Origin of the sequence: Bradyrhizobium lablabi, assembly GCF_001440475.1 — a bacterium.
GTDB classification, from domain to species: Bacteria; Pseudomonadota; Alphaproteobacteria; order Rhizobiales; family Xanthobacteraceae; genus Bradyrhizobium; species Bradyrhizobium lablabi.
Window position 1 is genome coordinate 28,673 of sequence record NZ_LLYB01000133.1, and the last position, 19,515, is coordinate 48,187.

Annotated in this window: 16 protein-coding genes and 1 other RNA gene; 10 read left to right on the forward strand and 7 right to left on the reverse strand. The window is 64.8% G+C overall.

Annotated features, from left to right (window positions below):
- Positions 1–18 precede the first annotated feature (18 nt).
- The 3 genes from CQ14_RS39510 to ssrS form a co-directional block, all read right to left on the reverse strand.
- Complete coding sequence (locus tag CQ14_RS39510; RefSeq protein WP_057863146.1) at positions 19–840, reverse strand: TIGR00282 family metallophosphoesterase; 822 nt, start codon at positions 838–840, stop codon at positions 19–21.
- 3 nt (positions 841–843) lie between these two features.
- Complete coding sequence (locus CQ14_RS39515; RefSeq protein ID WP_057863147.1) at positions 844–1,419, reverse strand: 5-formyltetrahydrofolate cyclo-ligase; 576 nt, start codon at positions 1,417–1,419, stop codon at positions 844–846.
- A 166-nt stretch (positions 1,420–1,585) separates the two neighbouring features.
- Positions 1,586–1,746: non-coding RNA, 6S RNA (gene ssrS, locus CQ14_RS41645), on the reverse strand.
- A gap of 234 nt (positions 1,747–1,980) precedes the next feature.
- Here ssrS and CQ14_RS39520 point away from each other — a divergent pair.
- Positions 1,981–2,376, forward strand: coding sequence for an endonuclease domain-containing protein (locus CQ14_RS39520; RefSeq protein WP_057863178.1), 396 nt, complete (start codon positions 1,981–1,983; stop codon positions 2,374–2,376).
- Positions 2,377–2,462: 86 nt separating this feature from the next.
- Here CQ14_RS39520 and CQ14_RS39525 read toward each other — a convergent pair whose 3' ends face one another.
- A complete protein-coding gene (locus tag CQ14_RS39525; RefSeq protein WP_057863148.1) occupies positions 2,463–2,846 on the reverse strand; it encodes a cell division protein ZapA in 384 nt (127 codons plus the stop codon).
- Positions 2,843–3,163, reverse strand: coding sequence for a DUF4164 domain-containing protein (locus CQ14_RS39530; protein WP_057863149.1), 321 nt, complete (start codon positions 3,161–3,163; stop codon positions 2,843–2,845). Before CQ14_RS39530 ends, CQ14_RS39525 begins: the two co-directional genes overlap by 4 nt.
- A gap of 377 nt (positions 3,164–3,540) precedes the next feature.
- Here CQ14_RS39530 and tkt point away from each other — a divergent pair, with 377 nt between their 5' ends.
- The 9 genes from tkt to CQ14_RS39575 all read left to right on the forward strand — a co-directional run bounded on the left by tkt (position 3,541) and on the right by CQ14_RS39575 (position 14,880).
- Entirely contained in the window at positions 3,541–5,526 is a 1,986-nt protein-coding gene (gene tkt, locus CQ14_RS39535) for a transketolase (protein ID WP_057863150.1), read from the forward strand.
- A gap of 140 nt (positions 5,527–5,666) precedes the next feature.
- Complete coding sequence (gene gap, locus CQ14_RS39540) at positions 5,667–6,674, forward strand: type I glyceraldehyde-3-phosphate dehydrogenase (RefSeq protein ID WP_057863151.1); 1,008 nt, start codon at positions 5,667–5,669, stop codon at positions 6,672–6,674.
- Between the two features lie 120 nt (positions 6,675–6,794).
- Positions 6,795–7,991 (forward strand): phosphoglycerate kinase, encoded by a 1,197-nt coding sequence (locus tag CQ14_RS39545; protein ID WP_057863152.1) that lies wholly within the window; start codon positions 6,795–6,797, stop codon positions 7,989–7,991.
- 42 nt (positions 7,992–8,033) lie between these two features.
- Positions 8,034–9,101: a class II fructose-bisphosphate aldolase gene (gene fba, locus CQ14_RS39550; protein WP_057863153.1), complete on the forward strand. Its 1,068-nt coding sequence runs from the start codon at positions 8,034–8,036 to the stop codon at positions 9,099–9,101.
- Between the two features lie 144 nt (positions 9,102–9,245).
- A complete protein-coding gene (locus tag CQ14_RS39555; protein WP_057863179.1) occupies positions 9,246–10,271 on the forward strand; it encodes a class I fructose-bisphosphate aldolase in 1,026 nt (341 codons plus the stop codon).
- Between the two features lie 2 nt (positions 10,272–10,273).
- Entirely contained in the window at positions 10,274–10,969 is a 696-nt protein-coding gene (locus CQ14_RS39560) for a thiamine phosphate synthase (protein ID WP_057863154.1), read from the forward strand.
- Between the two features lie 8 nt (positions 10,970–10,977).
- Positions 10,978–12,075, forward strand: a complete 1,098-nt coding sequence (locus CQ14_RS39565) for a tetratricopeptide repeat protein (protein ID WP_057863155.1) — start codon at positions 10,978–10,980, stop codon at positions 12,073–12,075.
- Positions 12,076–12,162: 87 nt separating this feature from the next.
- Complete coding sequence (locus tag CQ14_RS39570) at positions 12,163–12,954, forward strand: inositol monophosphatase family protein (protein ID WP_057863156.1); 792 nt, start codon at positions 12,163–12,165, stop codon at positions 12,952–12,954.
- Between the two features lie 222 nt (positions 12,955–13,176).
- The gene (locus tag CQ14_RS39575) at positions 13,177–14,880 is read left to right on the forward strand and encodes a hypothetical protein (RefSeq protein ID WP_057863157.1); all 1,704 of its coding nucleotides are present in this window, start codon (positions 13,177–13,179) and stop codon (positions 14,878–14,880) included.
- 32 nt (positions 14,881–14,912) lie between these two features.
- Here the strand turns inward: CQ14_RS39575 and CQ14_RS39580 are convergent, their stop codons facing one another.
- Together CQ14_RS39580 and CQ14_RS39585 are read right to left on the reverse strand one after the other, a co-directional pair.
- Positions 14,913–18,074 carry a multidrug efflux RND transporter permease subunit gene (locus tag CQ14_RS39580; protein WP_057863158.1) on the reverse strand — a complete coding sequence of 1,054 codons (3,162 nt, stop codon included), beginning with the start codon at positions 18,072–18,074 and terminating at the stop codon, positions 14,913–14,915.
- Positions 18,075–18,083: 9 nt separating this feature from the next.
- A complete protein-coding gene (locus tag CQ14_RS39585) occupies positions 18,084–19,292 on the reverse strand; it encodes an efflux RND transporter periplasmic adaptor subunit (protein ID WP_156435857.1) in 1,209 nt (402 codons plus the stop codon).
- Positions 19,293–19,515 lie beyond the last annotated feature (223 nt).

The window sequence follows — 19,515 nt, forward strand, 5'->3', positions numbered from 1 at the left end:
TCCGGCGTCTGGATTGGTTCAGACCCAAAACGCCGGCACGGCCGGCTCGAGCCTGCCGCCGGCCCGCACCGGCGCCACACGAAGCGCGAGGCCGGTGGCATCATCGGTTTCGACCGCGACACCGCTGAGTGTCGCGACCCCTGCCGCCGGTTCGAAGCGGGCTGACGGAATACCCGTCGTGAAGCGCCGCAGCGGCTCCTCCTTCTGCATGCCAATGACCGAGTCATAATCGCCGGTCATCCCCGCATCGGTCATGTAGGCGGTGCCGCCGGTGAGGATCTGGTGATCGGCGGTCGGCACATGGGTGTGGGTGCCGACGACGAGACTGGCGCGGCCGTCGCAGAAATAGCCGATGCCTTGCTTCTCGCTGGTCGCCTCGCCATGGAAATCGACCACGATCGCGTCCGCCGCCTCGCCGAGCGGACAGGCCTCGAGCTCACTATTGAGGATTTGAAACGGATCGTCGAACGGCGTCATGAAGACGCGGCCGATCGCGTTGACGATGAGCGCGCGCTTGCCGTTCTTGGTATCGACCAGCGCCGCGCCGCGGCCCGGCGTACCCTTCGGAAAGTTTGCGGGGCGGATCAGCTTTGGCGCGCGCTCGATGAACACCAGCGCCTCGCGCTGATCCCAAGCGTGATTACCGAGCGTGATGGCATCCGCGCCGGCATCGAGCAGTTCCTGATAGATCGCCTCGGTGATGCCGAAGCCGCCGGCGGAATTCTCGCCATTGACGACGACGAGATCGAGCGCCCAGTCCCTGATCATGCCGGGAAGATGTTCCGCGATCGCGGTACGGCCAGCGCGACCGACCACGTCGCCTACGAAAAGAATACGCAAAGTTCAGCTCCGGAAATCGAACACTTTCTTTTCCGTTAGCACATAATCCAGCGCCACGTCGTGCGGCAGCGCGGGAACGGCTTTTATTTCCTGCACGGAAAAAGCGGTGCCGATCGCCGTAATCGCCTTGGCTTTTCGCAAATGCGCCAGCGTAAAGTCGTAATGTCCGGCACCATAGCCGATGCGGTGGCCGGCGCGGTCGAACGCCGCCAGCGGCACCAGCATGATGTCGGGAATGAGTTCTTCCGCCGCCGGCGATGGCTCGAGGATGCCGAGCGGCCCCATCATCAGCCGGGCGTCGGGCGACCACGCGCGAAACGCCAGCGACTTGCCGCGAGATAACACCGCCGGCAGCGCCAGCTTTGCGCCCTGCTCGGCCAGCTTGCGCATCAAGGGTGCCGGATCGATCTCGCTGCGGATCGGCGAATATCCCGACACAACGAGGCCCGGCTCGAGTCCGAACGGCAGGCCGCGCTTGGCCATCGCCTGCGCCGCGGCCGCGCGCTGCTCGTCGCTCAATGCATCGCGCTTGGCGAGCGCGGCTGCGCGGAGATCGGCCTTGGAGAGGGTTGTCGTCATGCCATGCTGCTCTTCGCCGTCATCACGCCGCGAATGCGGGTGATCCAGTATTCCAGAGACTTCAGTGATTCAACCGAGACGCCGCGGCGTACTGGATACCCCGCATGCGCGGGGTATGACGGGACGTGCGCGGGTAGGACAAAGTCACAAGCAGAACAAACAAGAGCGCGAGGCCGCGATCGCCGTTGAAGCACTCGATCCCGGAGTTCCCTACGAAAGTAGGTGGGCACCATATGTCCGGATCCACGGACCCGGCCAGGGACAGTTCCCTAAAGGATCGATAAGGCCCCGGGGATATATGGCTCCTGACGCACGACGCAGCCTCGCAGGAACCAATGTAAGCGTTACGGAAGGAATCCGCCAGCGGTTACCAGCCAGTCGTCCCTTTGTCCTCAACCAGACCCGTCACTACAAACTACTTTCGAGCAGCCACTTGCACTCACCCTAAGATTGCACTCAACTTCACCCTCCCCTGGAGGGGGAGGGTCGTTCGCATTCGGCGATGCGCAGCATCGTCGAGTGCGAGCGGGGTGGGGTGATCTATCCGCGAGCAAGATGGACATGGTTGCAGCGACTATACGCCGCGCGGCAGCGAAGAAGCTGCGGGCCAACACGACGCCGCATGAACGGACCCTTTGGCGAGCGCTAAAGGAGCTGCCGATCGAAGGCACACATTTCCGTCGGCAAGCGCCGATTGGCCGCTATGCTGTAGACTTCTTCTGTCCAGCGAAACGCCTCATCATTGAGCTTGATGGCGGGTATCACAACGAAGACGCGACGGCGGAGCGCGATAGCGAACGCCAAGCCTGGCTTGAACAGGAAGGATACCGTGTTGTCCGGTTTTGGAATTCCGAAATAACCGCTGATCTCAACGCCGTATTAGAGAGAATCTACGTGGAGGTGCACGGTGCACTCGACGCTGAAGCGCTGCCACTGAAACACCACCGACGACGATAGACCTTCACCCCGCCCCGCCGCTGCGCGGCGACCCTCTCCCTCCAGGGGAGGGTAAGAGAAAGAGGCTGCGCCAACGCTGCTGGCTATCACCCGATGGCGACGCCGTTGCCGATGGTGCGGTTGATCACCTGCGTGGTTTTTTCGATGCGGTCGGCGGCGGCGTTCAGCGCGTTGGCGACGGCAACTTGCGTGGCCTTGGCGCGGTCGGCGGCGGCGGTGCGAACGTTGCGCAGGGTTTCGAGTTCGCCCTCCAGCGCGCGGATGCGCGCGTTGGCATCGACCAGCTCATCGCACACCGTCAGCGCTGCCATCACCGTCAGCCGCGCATCGCCGATCTCGCCGAACTTGCCGCGCAACTCTCCGACCCGCGATTCCAGGCTCTCGGCAAGCTTGAGAAGCCGCACTTCCTGCCCTTCCTCGCAGGCCATGCGGTACTGCCGGCCGTTGATGGTGACGTTGATGTGGCTCATTCATCCTCTCCGGCGTCGAGCACCGCGCGGATGGTGCCGATCGCGGCATCCAGTTTTTCGGCTATCTCGCGATTGGTGCGCTCCAGCCGGCGCGTCTTCACCAGCGAGCCATCGAGTTCGTCGGCAAGACGCGAGCGATCGGCGCCGAGCGCCTGGATCCGGCTCGCCAATTCGTTCTCGTCGCGGTCCGCGTCGCGCCGCCGCTCGGCCGCGGCCTCGAGCGCGTCGAGCGCCAGCATCAGGCGCCGCGTGGCGACGTCGATGTCGACTTGGACCGGCTCGGCATTGCCGACACCGTTAGTGTGACGATCGCTCATGAGAGACTGCGCGCACCTTCGCGTGTGCCCGCCGGACGGCAGCAAAATCTGCGGTTCGGCAAACGGTTAGAGCACGAAATTTACGTGGCAAGCGAGGGAATCGCAACGCCCGCGCGAAGCTATGCACCGTTAGATCGGGAGGCCTGTCCACACATGTGGCGCTTTGGTCCGGCACGGTTCTTTTCGGAAAATCCGTACCCGTTGGCTGGACCGCGCCGCAGGCAACTTTTCGCACCGGAAGCGCGTTTCCTCGCCTTGGACTCATGGGTTTGAGGTGCTATCCAGCCCCGACTTTCCCTTAGGTCACGCCCGTATTGCGGCCATTCGGCCGATACGTCCCCACAACCCAAGCACCTCATTTCAGGCGGATTTTCATCATGACGCAGGTCGATCATACCCGTATGGCCAATGCGATTCGCGGGCTTGCCATGGATGCCGTCGAAAAGGCGAAATCCGGCCATCCCGGCTTGCCGATGGGCGCGGCCGACATCGCGACCGTCCTGTTCACACAGTTCCTCAAATTCGATGCAACTGATCCGAACTGGCCGGACCGCGATCGCTTCGTACTCTCCGCCGGACACGGCTCGATGCTGCTCTATGCCCTGCTGTACCTGACCGGCAACAAGGATATGACGCTCGACCAGATCAGGAATTTCCGCCAGCTCGGCTCCAAGACGCCGGGACATCCTGAAAACTTCGAGACCAGCGGCGTCGAGACCACCACCGGTCCGCTCGGCCAGGGCATCGCCACCGCGGTCGGCATGGCGCTGGCGGAGAAGATGCTCGCTGCCGAGTTCGGCAAGAAGGTGGTGGGACATCACACCTACGTGCTCGCCTCCGACGGCGACCTGATGGAAGGCGTGTCGCAGGAAGCGATCGCGATGGCCGGGCACTGGAAGCTGAACAAGATGATCGTGCTGTATGACGACAACGGCATCTCGATCGACGGCCCGACCTCGCTTGCCGATTCGGTCGACCAGGTGAAGCGCTTCAAGTCCGCGGGCTGGGCCGCGGAATTGATCGACGGCCAAGATCCGAAGGCGATTGCGGCGGCAATTACCCGCGCGCAAAAATCCAACAAGCCGTCGCTGATCGCCTGCAAAACCACCATCGGTTATGGCGCGCCGACGCGCGCTGGCACGGCGAAAGCCCATGGCGAGGCGCTCGGCGCCGACGAGCTCAAGGGCGCCAAGGAAAAGCTCGGCATTTCGCTGGAGCCCTTCTCGGTGCCTGACGATGTGCTGAAGGCATGGCGTGACGCGGGCAGCCGCGGCGCCGCCGCGCGCCAGGAATGGGAAGGCGTTTTCGCCGAGCTTGGTCCGCGCAAGCGCGCCGAGTTTGAGCGGCGGATGCGGCACGAGCGCCCCGCCGCGCTGTCGAAGGCGCTGCGTGCGCACAAGAAGGCGCTGCTGGAATCGCCGCAGAATGTCGCCACGCGGAAATCCTCCGAATCCGCGATCGAGGCAATTGCGGCTGCGATGCCGATGGAATTCCTCGCCGGCTCCGCCGACCTCACCGGCTCCAACAACAACAAGGCGAAGTCCGCCGTCGCGTTCTCGGCCAAGACGCCGAAGGGCCGCTTCATCCATTACGGCATCCGCGAGCACGGCATGGCCGCGGCAATGAACGGCATCTTCCTGCATGGCGGCTTCGCGCCGAACGGTGCGACCTTCCTGGTATTCACCGACTATGCGCGGCCGGCGATGCGGCTCGCGGCGCTGATGGGCACGGGCGTCGTCTATGTCATGACCCATGATTCGATCGGGCTCGGCGAGGACGGACCGACGCACCAGCCGGTCGAGCATCTCGCGGCCCTTCGCGCCATTCCCAACATGCGCGTGTTCCGCCCCTGCGATGCCGTCGAGGTCGCCGAATGCTGGGAGCTCGCGCTCAACCGCGTGGACGGTCCGACGGTGTTGGCGCTGACCCGCCAGAACCTGCCGCAACTGCGCACCAATGCGCCGAACGATAACCCCTGCGCGCATGGCGCCTATGAACTGGTCGCAGCCCAGGGCGAGGCCAAGGTGTCGCTGTTCGCCTCGGGCTCCGAGGTCGAGATTGCCGTGGCCGCCCAGAAGCAATTGGCGGAACGCGGCATCCCGTCGCGGGTGGTCTCGGTACCCTCGCTGGAGCTGTTGCTGGCGCAGCCGGCGGACCGCCAGCAAGCCATCATCGGCAATGCGCCGGTCAAGATTGCCATCGAGGCCGCCGTGCGCTGGGGCTGGGATGCCATCATCGGCCATGATGGTGAATTCGTGGGCATGCACGGTTTCGGCGCCAGCGCGCCTGCCAAGGACCTTTTCAAGCACTTCGGCATTACCGCCGATGCCGTCGTTAACGCTGCCGTGAAGCGCCTGGGCTGACGGTTGAGGTCCGGGGGAAAAAGGTCTACCTAGACCCCCATCTTGACCGTTTCCGCCCGGCCGAACCGGGCGTTCCGCCGTAAGCACCTCCGTGGAACATCTCCGCGGGGCCGGCACCGGCTATTAGAGGAGATACCAGCATGGCAATCCGCGTCGGGATCAACGGATTTGGCCGCATCGGCCGCAACATCTTGCGCGCGATCGCGGAATCTGGTCGCAAGGACATCGAGGTGGTCGGCATCAACGATCTCGGCCCGGTCGAGACCAACGCCCACCTGCTGCGCTTCGACTCCGTGCACGGCCGCTTCCCCGGCACCGTGACCGTCGACGGCGACTCGCTCAGCCTCGGCAATGGCAAGATCAAGGTTTCCGCCGAGCGCGATCCGTCGAAGCTGCCGTGGAAGGCGCTCGGCGTCGACATCGCGCTGGAATGCACCGGCATCTTCACCGCGAAGGACAAGGCCTCCGCGCACCTGACCGCCGGCGCCAAGCGCGTGCTGGTCTCGGCGCCCGCCGACAATGCCGACGCTACCATCGTCTTCGGCGTCAACCATGACACCCTGACCAAGGATCACTTGGTCGTCTCCAATGGCTCCTGCACCACCAACTGCCTGGCGCCGGTCGCCAAGGTCTTGAACGACACCGTCGGCATCGAGACCGGCTTCATGACCACGATCCACGCCTATACCGGCGACCAGCCGACGCTCGACACCCTGCACAAGGATCTCTATCGCGGCCGCGCCGCGGCGATGTCGATGATCCCGACCTCGACCGGTGCGGCGAAGGCGATCGGCCTCGTGCTCCCCGAGCTGAAGGGCAAGCTCGACGGCGTCGCGATCCGCGTGCCGACCCCGAACGTCTCGGTGGTCGATCTGAAGATCGTCGCCAAGCGCGCGACCGACGCCAAGGAAATCAACGCGGCGATGAAGCGCGCCTCCGAGCAGCAGCTCAAGGGCATCCTCGGCTACACCACTGCGCCGAACGTTTCGATCGACTTCAACCACGATCCGCACTCGTCGACGTTCCACGAGGATCAGACCAAGGTGCAGAACGGCACGCTGGTGCGCGTGATGTCCTGGTACGACAACGAATGGGGTTTCTCCAACCGCATGGCCGACACCGCCGTTGCGATGGGGAAGCTGCTGTAAGATTCCAGTAAGTCGTCATGCCCGGCCTTGTGCCGGGCATCCACGTCTTGCCCTTCTTTCCATGGAGCGAAAGACGTGGATGGCCGGGACAAGCCCGGCCATGATGGAGGAAGTGATCCCATGACAAAATCATTCCGCACCCTCGATGACGTCGACGTGAAGGGCAAGCGCGTGCTGCTGCGCGTCGACCTCAATGTGCCCATGGAGAACGGTCGCGTCACCGACGCGACGAGGCTCGAGCGCGTCGCGCCGACCATCACCGAAATTTCCGACAAGGGCGGCAAGGTCATCCTGCTCGCCCATTTCGGCCGCCCGAAGGGGCGCGATGCCAAGGATTCGCTCAAGCCCGTCGCGGCGGCGCTGGGTCAGGTCATCAAGAAGCCGGTCGCCTTCGCCGACGACTGCATTGGCGAGGCGACGGCCAAGGCCGTCGGCGCCATGAAGGACGGCGATATCCTCTGCCTGGAAAACACCCGCTTCCACAAGGAGGAAGAGAAGAACGATCCCGCCTTCGTGGCGGAGCTGGCCAAGCTCGGCGACATCTGGGTCAACGACGCATTCTCCGCCGCGCATCGTGCGCACGCTTCGACCGAAGGCCTCGGCCACAAATTGCCCGCCTATGCCGGCCGCACCATGCAGGCCGAGCTCGACGCGCTCGGCAAGGCGCTGGAAGCGCCGACCAAGCCTGTGATCGCGATCATCGGCGGCGCCAAGGTTTCGACCAAGATCGACCTCTTGGAAAACCTCGTATCGAAGGTCGACGCGCTGGTGATCGGCGGCGGCATGGCCAACACCTTCCTGCACGCCCAGGGCGTCAGCGTCGGCAAGTCGCTGGCGGAGAAGGACCTCGCCGCAACCGCGCTGCGCATCATGGAAAAGGCCAGCGCTGCGAACTGCGCCATCATTCTGCCTGTCGATGCCGTGGTTGCCTATCACTTCGCGGCTAATTCGCCGTCGCATGCTTATGGGCTCGACGCGATCCCGGCCGACGGCATGATCCTCGACGTCGGCCCGCAGTCGACCGCGCGGATTCATGCCGCGATCGACGACGCCAAGACGCTGGTCTGGAACGGTCCACTCGGCGCATTCGAGATGACGCCGTTCGACCGCGGCACCATGGTGGCGGCCAAACATGCGGCCGAGCGCACCAAGGCGAAGAAACTGATTTCGGTCGCCGGCGGCGGCGATACCGTCGCGGCGCTGAACCAGGCCGGCGTGGCTAATGATTTTTCCTATGTATCGACGGCGGGCGGCGCGTTCCTCGAATGGATGGAAGGCAAACCGCTCCCCGGCGTTGAAGTTTTGAAACTGCGTTAGATCAAGGGCGCCGGCAGGCGCGGCAAATACAGGAGAATTTGAATGGCTCGCATTACCCTGCGTCAACTGCTCGATCATGCGGCAGAGCACGATTACGGTGTGCCGGCGTTCAACATCAACAACATGGAGCAGGCGCTGGCCATCATGGAGGCCGCCTCCTCGCTCGACGCGCCCGTCATCATCCAGGCGTCGCGCGGCGCGCGCTCCTACGCCAACGACGTCATGCTCAAGCACATGATGGATGCCGTCACCGAAATCTATCCGCAGATCCCGGTCTGCGTGCATCTCGATCACGGCAATGAGCCCGCGACCTGCATGACCGCGATCCAGGCCGGCTTCACGTCCGTGATGATGGACGGCTCGCTGAAGGCCGACGGCAAGACCCCCGGCGACTGGGACTACAATGTCGGCGTGACCAGGACCGTCACCGACATGGCCCATCTCGGCGGCATTTCGGTGGAAGGCGAACTCGGCGTGCTCGGCTCGCTCGAGACCGGCATGGGCGACAAGGAAGACGGCCACGGCGCCGAAGGTAAACTCTCCCACGACCAGCTCCTCACCAACCCGGACGAAGCCGTGAAGTTCGTGAAGGAGACCAAGGTCGACGCGCTGGCGATCGCGATGGGCACTTCGCACGGCGCCTACAAGTTCACCCGAAAGCCGGACGGCGACATCCTCGCCATGAACGTGATCGAGGAGATCCATCGCAAGCTGCCGAACACGCATCTGGTGATGCACGGCTCGTCCTCGGTGCCGCAGGACCTGCAGGAAATCATCAACGCCAATGGCGGCAAGATGAAGCCGACCTGGGGCGTGCCGGTGTCCGAAATCCAGCGCGGCATCAAGAACGGCGTGCGCAAGATCAACATCGACACCGACAACCGCATGGCGATGACCGGCCAGATCCGCAAAGTCCTGAAGGACAATCCGGAAGAGTTCGATCCGCGCAAATATTTGAAGCCCGCGATGGAAGCCATGGCCAAGCTGTGCAAGCAGCGGCTGCAGGAGTTCAATACCGCAGGCCAGGCCAGCAAGATCAAGAAGGTGCTGACCACGGCCGAAATGGCCAAGCGCTACACCAAGGGTGAGCTGGATCCCAGGATCGCTTAACAAGATCACCTGACAAGGTCGCCTGAGCCGGCACCCTCCGCGCGCCCCGCAAACGCCTGGGGTGCGACGAACGTTTTCTAGGCAATTGCCCGAGAACCGCCTATTTTGGCCAGCAAGGGCATGATGTTTCCGGAGAACGTTCCCATGAATCTTGCTGACCTCAACAAGGTTGCCCTCGCCATGGTCACCCCAGGCAAGGGCATTCTCGCCGCCGACGAATCCTCAGGCACGATCAAGAAGCGTTTCGACGCCATCAAGGTCGAATCGACAGAGGAGAACCGCCGCGACTATCGCGAGATGCTGTTCCGCTCCACCGAGGCGATGAGCAAGTACGTCTCGGGTGTGATCCTCTATGACGAGACCATCTGGCAGAATGCCAAGGACGGCACGCCGCTGGTCAAGCTGATCGAGCAGTCCGGCGCCATCCCCGGCATCAAGGTCGACGAAGGAACGCAGGCGCTGCCGCAGTGCCCGGGGGAACTCGTCACCGTCGGCCTCGACAAGCTCGCCGAACGCCTGAAGAAATATTACGAACGCGGTGCGCGCTTTGCCAAATGGCGCGCGGTGATCGATATCGGCAGCGGCATCCCGACGATGACCGCGATCAGCGTCAATGCGCATGCGCTGGCGCGCTATGCGGCGCTGTGCCAGGCGGCGCAGATCGTGCCGATCGTCGAGCCGGAAGTGCTGATGGACGGCGATCACGACATCGACCGCTGCTATGACGTGACCCAGCGCGTGCTGAACAAGACGTTCCAGGAATTGCGGGTGCAGCGCGTCGAGCTCGAAGGCATGGTGCTGAAGCCCAACATGGCCATTTCAGGAAAGAAGTGCGCAAAGCAGGCTTCCGTCGACGAAGTCGCGGAGAAGACCGTTCGCCTGCTGAAGGCCTGCGTTCCCGCCGCCGTGCCGGGCATCGCCTTCCTCTCCGGCGGACAATCCGACGAGGAAGCAACCGCGCATCTGGACGCCATGAACAGGATCGGCAACCTGCCCTGGAAGCTCACCTTCTCCTATGGCCGCGCGTTGCAGGCGGCGCCGCAGAAGGCGTGGTCCGGCAAGGCCGAGAATGTCGCCGCGGGCCAGCGCGCATTCACGCACCGTGCGCGGATGAATGCGCTGGCGAGCAAGGGCGAGTGGGAAACCGGCCTGGAAAAGAAGGTCGCCTAGACTTGGCTACTAAACCTCTTCCGCCGCGCCCGGCGCCGCGGCTCTATCTCGCGACGCCCGAGGTGGACGATCCGTCGCAGCTCGGAAGTCAGCTCACCGAGTTGCTGGCCGCGGCCGACGTCGCGGCGGTGCTGCTGCGGCTGAAGCAGACCGATCAAAAGACCATGACCTCCCGCGTGAAAACGCTGGTGCCGGCGATCCAGAATGCCGGCGCGGCGCTGCTGCTCGACGGCCATGTCGAACTGGTGGCGCGCGCAGGCGCCGATGGCGCGCACCTGAACGGCGTCGCCGCGCTGGATGATGCTTTCCCGTCGCTGAAGCCGGATCGCATTGCCGGCGTCGGCGGCCTTGCCACGCGGCACGAATCGATGGCCGCGGGCGAAGCGGGCGCCGATTACGTGCTGTTCGGCGAACCCGATGCCAAGGGGCAACGGCCCTCGATGGAAGCGATTGCCGAGCGCCTGCAATGGTGGGACGAACTGTTCGAACCGCCCTGCGTCGGCTTTGCCGCCTCGCGCGAAGAGGCTTTCGAATTCGCGAGCGCCGGGGCGGACTTTGTGCTGGTCGGCGATTTCATCTGGGCCGACCCGCGCGGCGCCAAGGCGGCGCTGATCGATGCCGCGCAGGCGATCGCGGATGGATACGAAGCAACGTTCGGAAAGGCCAAGCCCGGCGCCGATCAGGCCGGACACGGATAACACCGGATATGAAATTGCTGCGTCCCATATTGCTGCTTGCCGGCCTCTCGATGACGATGGCCGGAGCCTCCGCACAGATCTCGCTGACGCCTGCGGCGCAGCCGCCGGCCAGCCCGCCGGCTGCGAAAAAGGAAGCGGCGCCCAAGCAAAAAGCCCCGCCGGCCGCGAAACAGCCGACCGCATCGCCAAGGCCAGCCGCGACGCCCCAGCCGGCCGCAACGCCGACGCCCTTCCCTGCGCCGGCGGCCACCTTCGAGGACCCGAACGCCGACCTCGTCTACGGCGCCTATCAGCGCGGCCTCTACAAGACTGCGTTCGATCTCGCGATGACGCGCGCGCAGTACAACGGCGACCCGAAGGCGATGACGATGCTGGGCGAGCTCTATGCCAACGGACTCGGCGTCAAGCGCGACTACGCCAAGGCCGCCGATTGGTACCAGCGCGCGGTGGACGCCGGCGACCGCGAGGCCATGTTCGCGCTTGCCATGATGCGGCTGTCCGGCCGTGGCGGTAACAGCAATCGCGAGCAGGCCGTGAAGCTCCTGGCCTCCTCCGCCAAGCTCGGCAACGCGAAGGCGGCCTACAATCTGGCGCTGCTCTATCTCGACGGCAACACGCTGCCGCAGGACCTGCGGCGGGCCGCCGAGTTGCTACGCGCCGCGGCCGACGCCGGCAACCCGGAGGCGCAATACGCGCTCGCGACCTTCTACAAGGAAGGCACCGGCGTGCCGAAGGACCTCGACAAGGCGGTGCGGCTGCTGCAGGCGGCTGCGCTCGCCGACAATGTCGACGCCGAGGTCGAATATGCCATCGCGCTTTACAACGGCACCGGCACACCCCGGAACCAGGCCGCGGCGGTCGCGCTGCTGCGCAAGGCGGCGCGGCAGAACTCGCCGATCGCGCAGAACCGCCTCGCGCGCGTGCTGATCAGCGGACAGGGGGCGCCCATGGACAAGATCGAAGGCCTGAAGTGGCACCTTGTCGCCAAGACCGCCGGCAAGGGCGACCCCGAGCTGGACGAGCGGCTCTCGGAGCTCAGCCCCGAGGATCGCGCCAAGGTTCAAGAGGCCGCCAAGAAATGGACCGGAACGACGGCCGGCAAATGACGCCTTGACGGCGGCACATCTGCAGGGCACCCAGTCCCTAAATCCCTGACGGCGTTGGGCCGTTCCCTCACACAACAAGCCCCCATCATGCTCTATTCAGCCCTTATCAACGTCATGGTCAAAGCCGCGCGCCGCGCCGGCCGCAGCCTCAAGCGCGACCTCGGCGAGATCGAGCATCTGCAGGTATCGCTGAAGGGGCCGGCGAACTTCGTCAGCAAGGCCGACAAGCGCGCCGAAGAAATGCTCTATGAGGACCTCGCCAAGGCGCGGCCGGGCTATGGCTTCATCGGCGAGGAAGGCGGCACGCGCGAGGGCGCCGACAAGACCCACACCTGGATCGTCGACCCGCTCGACGGCACCACCAACTTCCTGCACGGCATCCCGCAATTCGCGATCTCGATCGGCCTCGCGCGCGAGGGCACCGTCATCGCCGGCGTGATCTACAACCCCGCCAATGATGAGCTCTACATCGCCGAGCGCGGCAAGGGCGCGTTTCTCAACGACCAGCGGCTGCGCGTCGCCGGCCGCCGCCAGCTCGACGAATGCGTGATCGCCTGCGGCCTGCCGCATATCGGCCGCGGCGACCATGAACTGGCGCGCAAGGAAATGGCCGTGCTGCAAAACAAGGTCGCCGGCTTCCGCCGCTTCGGCGCCGCCTCCCTCGACTTGGCCTTCGTCGCCGCCGGCCGCCTCGACGGCTACTGGGAACGCAACCTCTCGCCCTGGGATATCGCCGCCGGGCAGATCATGGTGCGCGAAGCAGGTGGGACGATTTCAGACATCGGCGGCAAGGACGACGCGCTGAAGACCGGGCACGTGGTGTGCGGGAATGAGTTCGTGCACGGGGAGCTGCTGCGGATATTGGGGCCGCTGGGTTGAAGGATCATTGAAACGAGATTCGTCATGGCCGGACGTGACCGGGCCATCCATCAATCTTCGCAAGAGTCTTTTTTAATGGAGCGGCCTCGGTCTCTGGCCTTCAACTCGCCAAGGTAGTTTGGCACGCTTGCCGTGCAGCTAGGCGAGCAGCGCCTTCGACACCATTCCTCCAGTGTCGAAGGCGCCGCTACCGTCAAATTGGTCTTGAAGTTGGAGTTCTAGATGCTCCTGCCGCTCGATAGTCCACATTGGCATGACCTGACCGCGTGCTGGTCCGCGGAGCGGGCGATCGAGCTGCTGCGGCAGATCGTGTCGACAGGGCGGCTCGGTGAGGCGTGGGACCAGTTGCACGAGGAGATCACCCATCAGGGCAGCGTATATGGCGTGACCTCGGCGGCGCTGCCGCACCTGATCCGGCTGGCGCCATCGCTGACCCCGGTCGAGCAGCACAACCTGTGGATCGAAATCGGACTCCTGATCACCGCCGGTGCAGACAGCTTCGACGGCAAGGAGCCCGTCCCAGGCATGCAGGAAACCCTGACCCAGTCCCTGCGCGACGCCGAACCCATTGCGTTGCAAGCGTTCCTGGACTCGCCCTCCCTGGATGCATCCGACGCGAGCTACCTTGCTCTGGCCTGCGTGGCCCTCTCCGGCCACACTGTCGGCCGCGCGATCTGGGAGTTCCTCGCCCCCGGCGACGGGTACGTCCGGCTCAAATGCTCGGAGTGCGACGCTGATGAGTGCGACGTTGACGGCTTCGGCGACCCGGTGCGGCCGCCATGCGCGCCACCGCCCGTGCCAGCGCTGACGCCGCGGGCCCGCCCCGAATGGGCACGCGTGCCGACCGATCTTCCGCCCGGCTTCGAGGGGTTCAGCGCGGTCGCCCGCGCGGTCGCCGACGCCGGTTTGCCCGGGCAGGCACCTGCCGCTGCAGTGTGGTGCCTGGTGGCCGCGATGGTTGCGTCGAAGGGCGACCTGCCGTGGGCGCGGACGCTGCTCCGCCTGACCGGCCATTTCCGTTGTGGCACATGCGGTTCCGTCCAGCCGATCGCCACCATGCTTGACCACGCGCCGGTGGATTCGTTGGGCTCCTCGCAGCCCGACACCGCTGCGCCCCCGGCCATGGGCTCGCCCGAGATGGCCGATCCCGATCCGGCAACCGTCGCCGACGAGGCCGGCTTCAAACCCGCGCCCGGCGATTCGGTCAGCGCTGTCCAAATCACTCTACGGCCCGTCCAGGTGCCCGGCGACGTGCAGATCCCCGCGCGCTGCGAGGCGCTGGTGACGATGCCCGACGGCCGCCTCGACGCGCGCGTGCCATGGCTGGACAAGCTGCGCGACGGCCGTACCCTGCTCGCGACGGGCCACGCCGACGGCGCTGTCCACCTGCGCCATCCGTTGTCCCGCAATTCCTTTGGCGAGTTGTGGCGCCGCGAGGGGCAGCCGGTCGCGGGCATGGCTTTCGGCCAGGACCTTGTCGTGGTCTACGGCAGCCTCGACGTCGACGTGTGGAGCCCGATCGCGGTCAGCGGCGAACGCTCAAGCATGGCACCGAAGGCGGAATACCTGCACGCCAACGGTCACCGGCACATCGTGGCCGTCTGTGTCGCCACGGACCTCGGCTACCGTAAGCCGATCCTGCTCGCCGACCGCAACGGCACGGTCTCGATGTGGGAGACGTTCGGCGTGCGCCTTGGCGACCCGTTGCCACCCGACCCGCGGCACCGCGAAGTCTTCGCCATCGCGGCGTCCGCCGGTTTCGTCGTCACGGCATCCCGGGCCGACGCCAACCTCCGGATCTGGCAGCCTTTGTCAGGTATGTGTTCGTTGATGCCCTTGGAAGCCGCCCCGCAATGGCTGAACTTCACCGGCGACACCCTCACCATCGGCCTCACCACCGGACCGGTCAGTTTCTCCGTGCGTTGAAGCCGAGTTCTGCGGAAAGCTACCATCCCGCCTTAATGGCTGGGCCGCGCCGGCGCGGGCGGACCATACAGCTCTTGCACTGCCGCCTCCTCCACCTTCTCTCTGTCCCCCGCCAGCACGCGCTGCACCGAGACGAAGAACACCGGCACCATCAACAGCGCCAAGATCACCACCGCGATCATGCCGCCCATGACGCTGGTGCCGAGCGCCTGCTGGCTGGCGCCGCCGGCGCCGGTGGCAATGGCCATCGGCAAGACACCGCAGACGAAGGCGAGGCCCGTCATCAGGATCGGGCGGAAGCGTAGCGAACAGGCCTCGATCGTTGCTTCGACCAGCGGTTTGCCCTGCGCGCGCAGATCCTTGGCGAATTCGATGATCAGGATGGCGTCCTTGGCCGCAAGGCCAATGATGGTGATCAGGCCGACGGTGAAATAGACGTCGTTGGGCAGGCCGCGCATCGTGGCCGCAATCACCGCGCCGGTGATCCCGAGCGGCACCGTCAGCAGCACCGCAAGCGGAATGGTCCAGCTTTCATAGAGGGCTGCGAGCAGCAGGAACACCACCAGCACCGACAGGCCGAGCAGGAACGGCGCCTGCGAGCCTGACAGCTTTTCCTGCAGTGATTGCCCGGTCCACTCGAAACCGAAGCCGCGCGGCAGCTTGCCCGCGAGGCGCTCCATCTCCGCGATCGCATCGCCGGAGGTGAAGCCGGGCTTGGCCTCACCCGAGATGCGCACGGCGGGATAATAATTGAAGCCCGCGATCTGCGTCGGCCCCTTCGACCACTGCACCGTGGCGAAGGCGGAGAACGGCACCAGCTGGCCGCGGCTGTTCTTGACGTTGTAGTTGAGGATGTCGTCGGCGTTCATGCGGCTGGTGCGGTCGGCCTGCACGATCACGCGCTGCATGCGCCCGCGGTTCGGGAAATCGTTGATGTAGTTCGAGCCGAGATTGGTCGAAATCGTCTGGTTGATGTCCTCGAAGGTGACGCCGAACGCGCCGGCCTTTTCGCGGTCGATCATCAGATTGACCTGCGGCGCCGGCGGCAGTCCCTCGACATAGACCTTCTGCAGCACGCGGCTGGCATTGGCTTCGGCGATCAGGCGGTCGGCCGCGGCGACCAGCGCCGGATAGCCCTTCTGGCCGCGGTCCTGCAGGCGGAACGAGAAGCCCGAGGAGTTGCCGAGATTGTCGATCGGCGGCGGCTGCAGCGCCGAGATCTTGGCGTCGCGGATCGACGACAGGTCGCGGTTGATGTCGGCGACGATGGCGGCGGCGGAATCCTTCTTGCCGCGCTCCGACCAGTCCTTCAGCGTGATGAAGGCCTGTGCGGTGTTCATGCCCTGGCCGAGGAAGCTGAAGCCCGTCAGGAAGGTGACGTCCTCAACGCCTTGGCGCTCGCGAAGATATTTTTCGACCTGCTCGACCGCGGCTTCGGTGCGGGCATAGGAGGAGTCGGACGGCGTCTGCACGTCGGTTGTGATAAAGCCCTGGTCGTCGACCGGCAGGAAGCCGCCGGGCAGCCGGACGAAGGCCCAGCCAAGGCCAATCAGCAGTGCGGCGTAGATCAGCATCAACCGCCCGGTGCGCTTCAGCGATCCCTTCACCGTGCGCGTATAGCCGCCGCGGCCCGACTCGAGCACGCGGTTGAACCAGCCGAACACGCCCTTGCGCGCATGGCCATGGCCGGCTTCGACCGGCTTCAGCAGCGTCGCGCACAACGCCGGCGTCAGCGACAGCGCCAGCAGCGCCGAGAAGGCAATCGCGGAAACCATGGTGACCGAGAACTGGCGGTAGATGATGCCGACCGATCCCGGGAAGAACGCCATCGGCACGAACACCGCCATCAGCACCAGCGTGATGCCGATGATGGCGCTGGTGATCTGCGACATCGCCTTGCGGGTGGCTTCCTTCGGCGGCAGGCCTTCTTCGGCCATGATGCGCTCGACGTTCTCGACCACGACGATGGCGTCGTCGACGAGAATGCCGACCGCCAGCACCATGCCGAACATGGTGAGCATGTTGATGGAATAGCCGGCCGCCATCAGCATCGCGCAGGTGCCGAGCAGTGCCACCGGCACCACGATGGTCGGGATGATGGTGTAGCGGATGTTCTGCAGGAACAGGAACATCACGATGAAGACCAGCACCACCGCTTCGATCAGCGTCATCAGCACCTTGTTGATCGAGGCCTTGACGACGGGCGTGATGTTGTAGGGAATTTCATAGCCGATATTGGCCGGAAAGAACTTCGACAGTTCCTTCATCTTGGCTTCGACGGCGCTGGCGGTCGCCAGCGCGTTGCCGGTCGGGGACAGCAGCACCGAGAGACCCGCGGTCGGCTTGCCGTTGAGCCGCGTGTTGAACTGGTAGCTCAAACCGCCGATCTCGATACGCGCGACGTCGCGCAGCCGCACCGTCGATCCGTCCGGATTGGCGCGCAGCGTGATCGCGCCGAATTCATCCGGCGAGGAAAGCTGGCCCTTGACCAGCACGAGGGCGGAAATCTTCTGTTCCGGCGTGCTCGGCTCGGCGCCGACGCTGCCCGAGGCCACCTGGGCGTTCTGGGCTGATATCGCCTTGTTGACGTCATCGGCGGTGAGGCCATAGCCAACGAGTTTTGCCGGATCGATCCAGATGCGCAGCGAACGTTCGGTGGAATAGAGCGTGGCGCGGCCGACGCCCGGAATGCGCCTGATCTCGCCGAGCACGTTGCGGATCATGAAATCTCCGAGGCCGATTTCGTCGAGCGAGCCGTCGGTCGAGTTCAGCGTGATGATCTGCAGCACGGCGGAGGAAGCTTCCTCGACCAAAATGCCTTGTTGAATCACCGCGCGCGGCAGCCGCGCCTCGACGCGCTTGAGGCGGTTCTGCACTTCGACCGAGGCCGCGCCAGTCTCCGTGCCGGGCACGAAGTTGGCGATGATCTCGACCTGCCCGAGCGAATCGGAGGTCGATTCGAAATTAAGGATGCCGGAGGCGCCGTTGAGCTCCTCCTCGATCAGCCGGGTGACGCTGTTGTAGAGGTTTTCAGGCGACGCGCCGGGATAGCTGGTCGAGATCGAGATCGAGGGTGGTGCGATGATCGGATATTGCGCGACCGCCAGCAACGGGATCGAGATCGCGCCGACCAGACAGATGAAAAGCGCGACGACCCAGGCGAAGATTGGCCTGTCAATGAAGAAGCTGGGCATCGATCAATCTCAGCGTGACGTGTGCGACGCCAGTGAGCCCGATACTGCACCAACCGAGGCATCGGCATCGATCCACGACTTCGCCGTGACCTTGTCGCCTGGCACGAACTTCTGGAACCCGTCGACGACGACGCGGTCGCCATCCTTCAGGCCCTCGCTGATCAGCCAGACACCGTCCTGCATCGCACCGGTGCGAACTGGCTGCGCCGCGACGCGACCGTCGTCCTTGACGACGAACACTTCACTGCCGCCGCCGGCGTCGCGCTGAATGGCCTGCTGGGGCACGGCGATGGAATCGGAATCGATGCCCTGCTCGATCAGGACGCGGACATACATGCCCGGCAGCAATTCGCGATTTGGATTCGGGAACTGTCCGCGCAGCGTGACCTGCCCGGTATAGGCATCCACCTTGGCTTCGGAAAACAGCAGTTTGCCGGGGATCGGATAAACGGTTCCGTCGTCGAGCACGAGGCGGACCTTGGCCACATCGGGCGCGATGCGGTCGAGGTCGCCGCTTTCGAGCGCACGGCGCAGCTTGTGCATCTCCGAGACCGACTGGGTGAAGTCGGCGTAGATCGGATCGAGTTGCTGGATCGTGGCGAGACTGGTGGTCTCGTTCTGCACCACCAGCGCGCCTTCGCTCACCAGCGCCGCGCCGACGACGCCGCTGATCGGCGCACGGATCGTCGCGTAATCGAGATTGAGCTTGGCACGCGCGACTTCGGCCCGGCGGCTGCCGACCTCGGCCTCCGCCTGACGCTGGGCCGCAACGGCCTTTTCATTTTCGGCCTCGGGCGCTGCGCGCTGGTTCGTCAGCGTGGCAATTCGCTTCGCGTGCTGCGCGGCCAGGTCGAACGCAGCCACGGCCTTATCGAGCGCGGCCTCGCTCGCCTGCAATTCGACTTCGAACGGCTTGGGATCGATGCGGTACAGCGGATCGCCAGCCTTCACCTCGGTGCCCTGCTGGAACAGGCGCTCGACGACGATGCCCGAGACGCGCGCACGCACTTCGGAGACGCGCGTCGGCGCGATCCGGCCAGGCAATTCGCGGATAATGGCCCGGGACTGCGGGCGCACGGTAAAGGTTCCCACTTCAGGCTCGGCAGCAGGTACCGGCGCCGCCGCGATGGCGGTCGGTTCTTTACAGCCAGCCAATAGCGGCGTCATCGCAGCCAACATCAAAACGATGAATGCCGATTGCGGTCGAAGTCCGGACATTGAAAGCATTGCCCCAGTTCAGGTTTGAGAGCGCGAATTGAGCATTCGCGACGTTGTCGCAGGAGGACGTCGTTAGAGGTCTCAGGAACTCACGATTGATGACGTACAGGATAGGGGCGGCCTATTGCGATGCAATACGCTGTCGCGGCGGCCCAATGTCACATAACGCTATCGCGCTGAATTATCGCCGATTTTCCGAGACTCACTCGATTGTGAGCCGGGT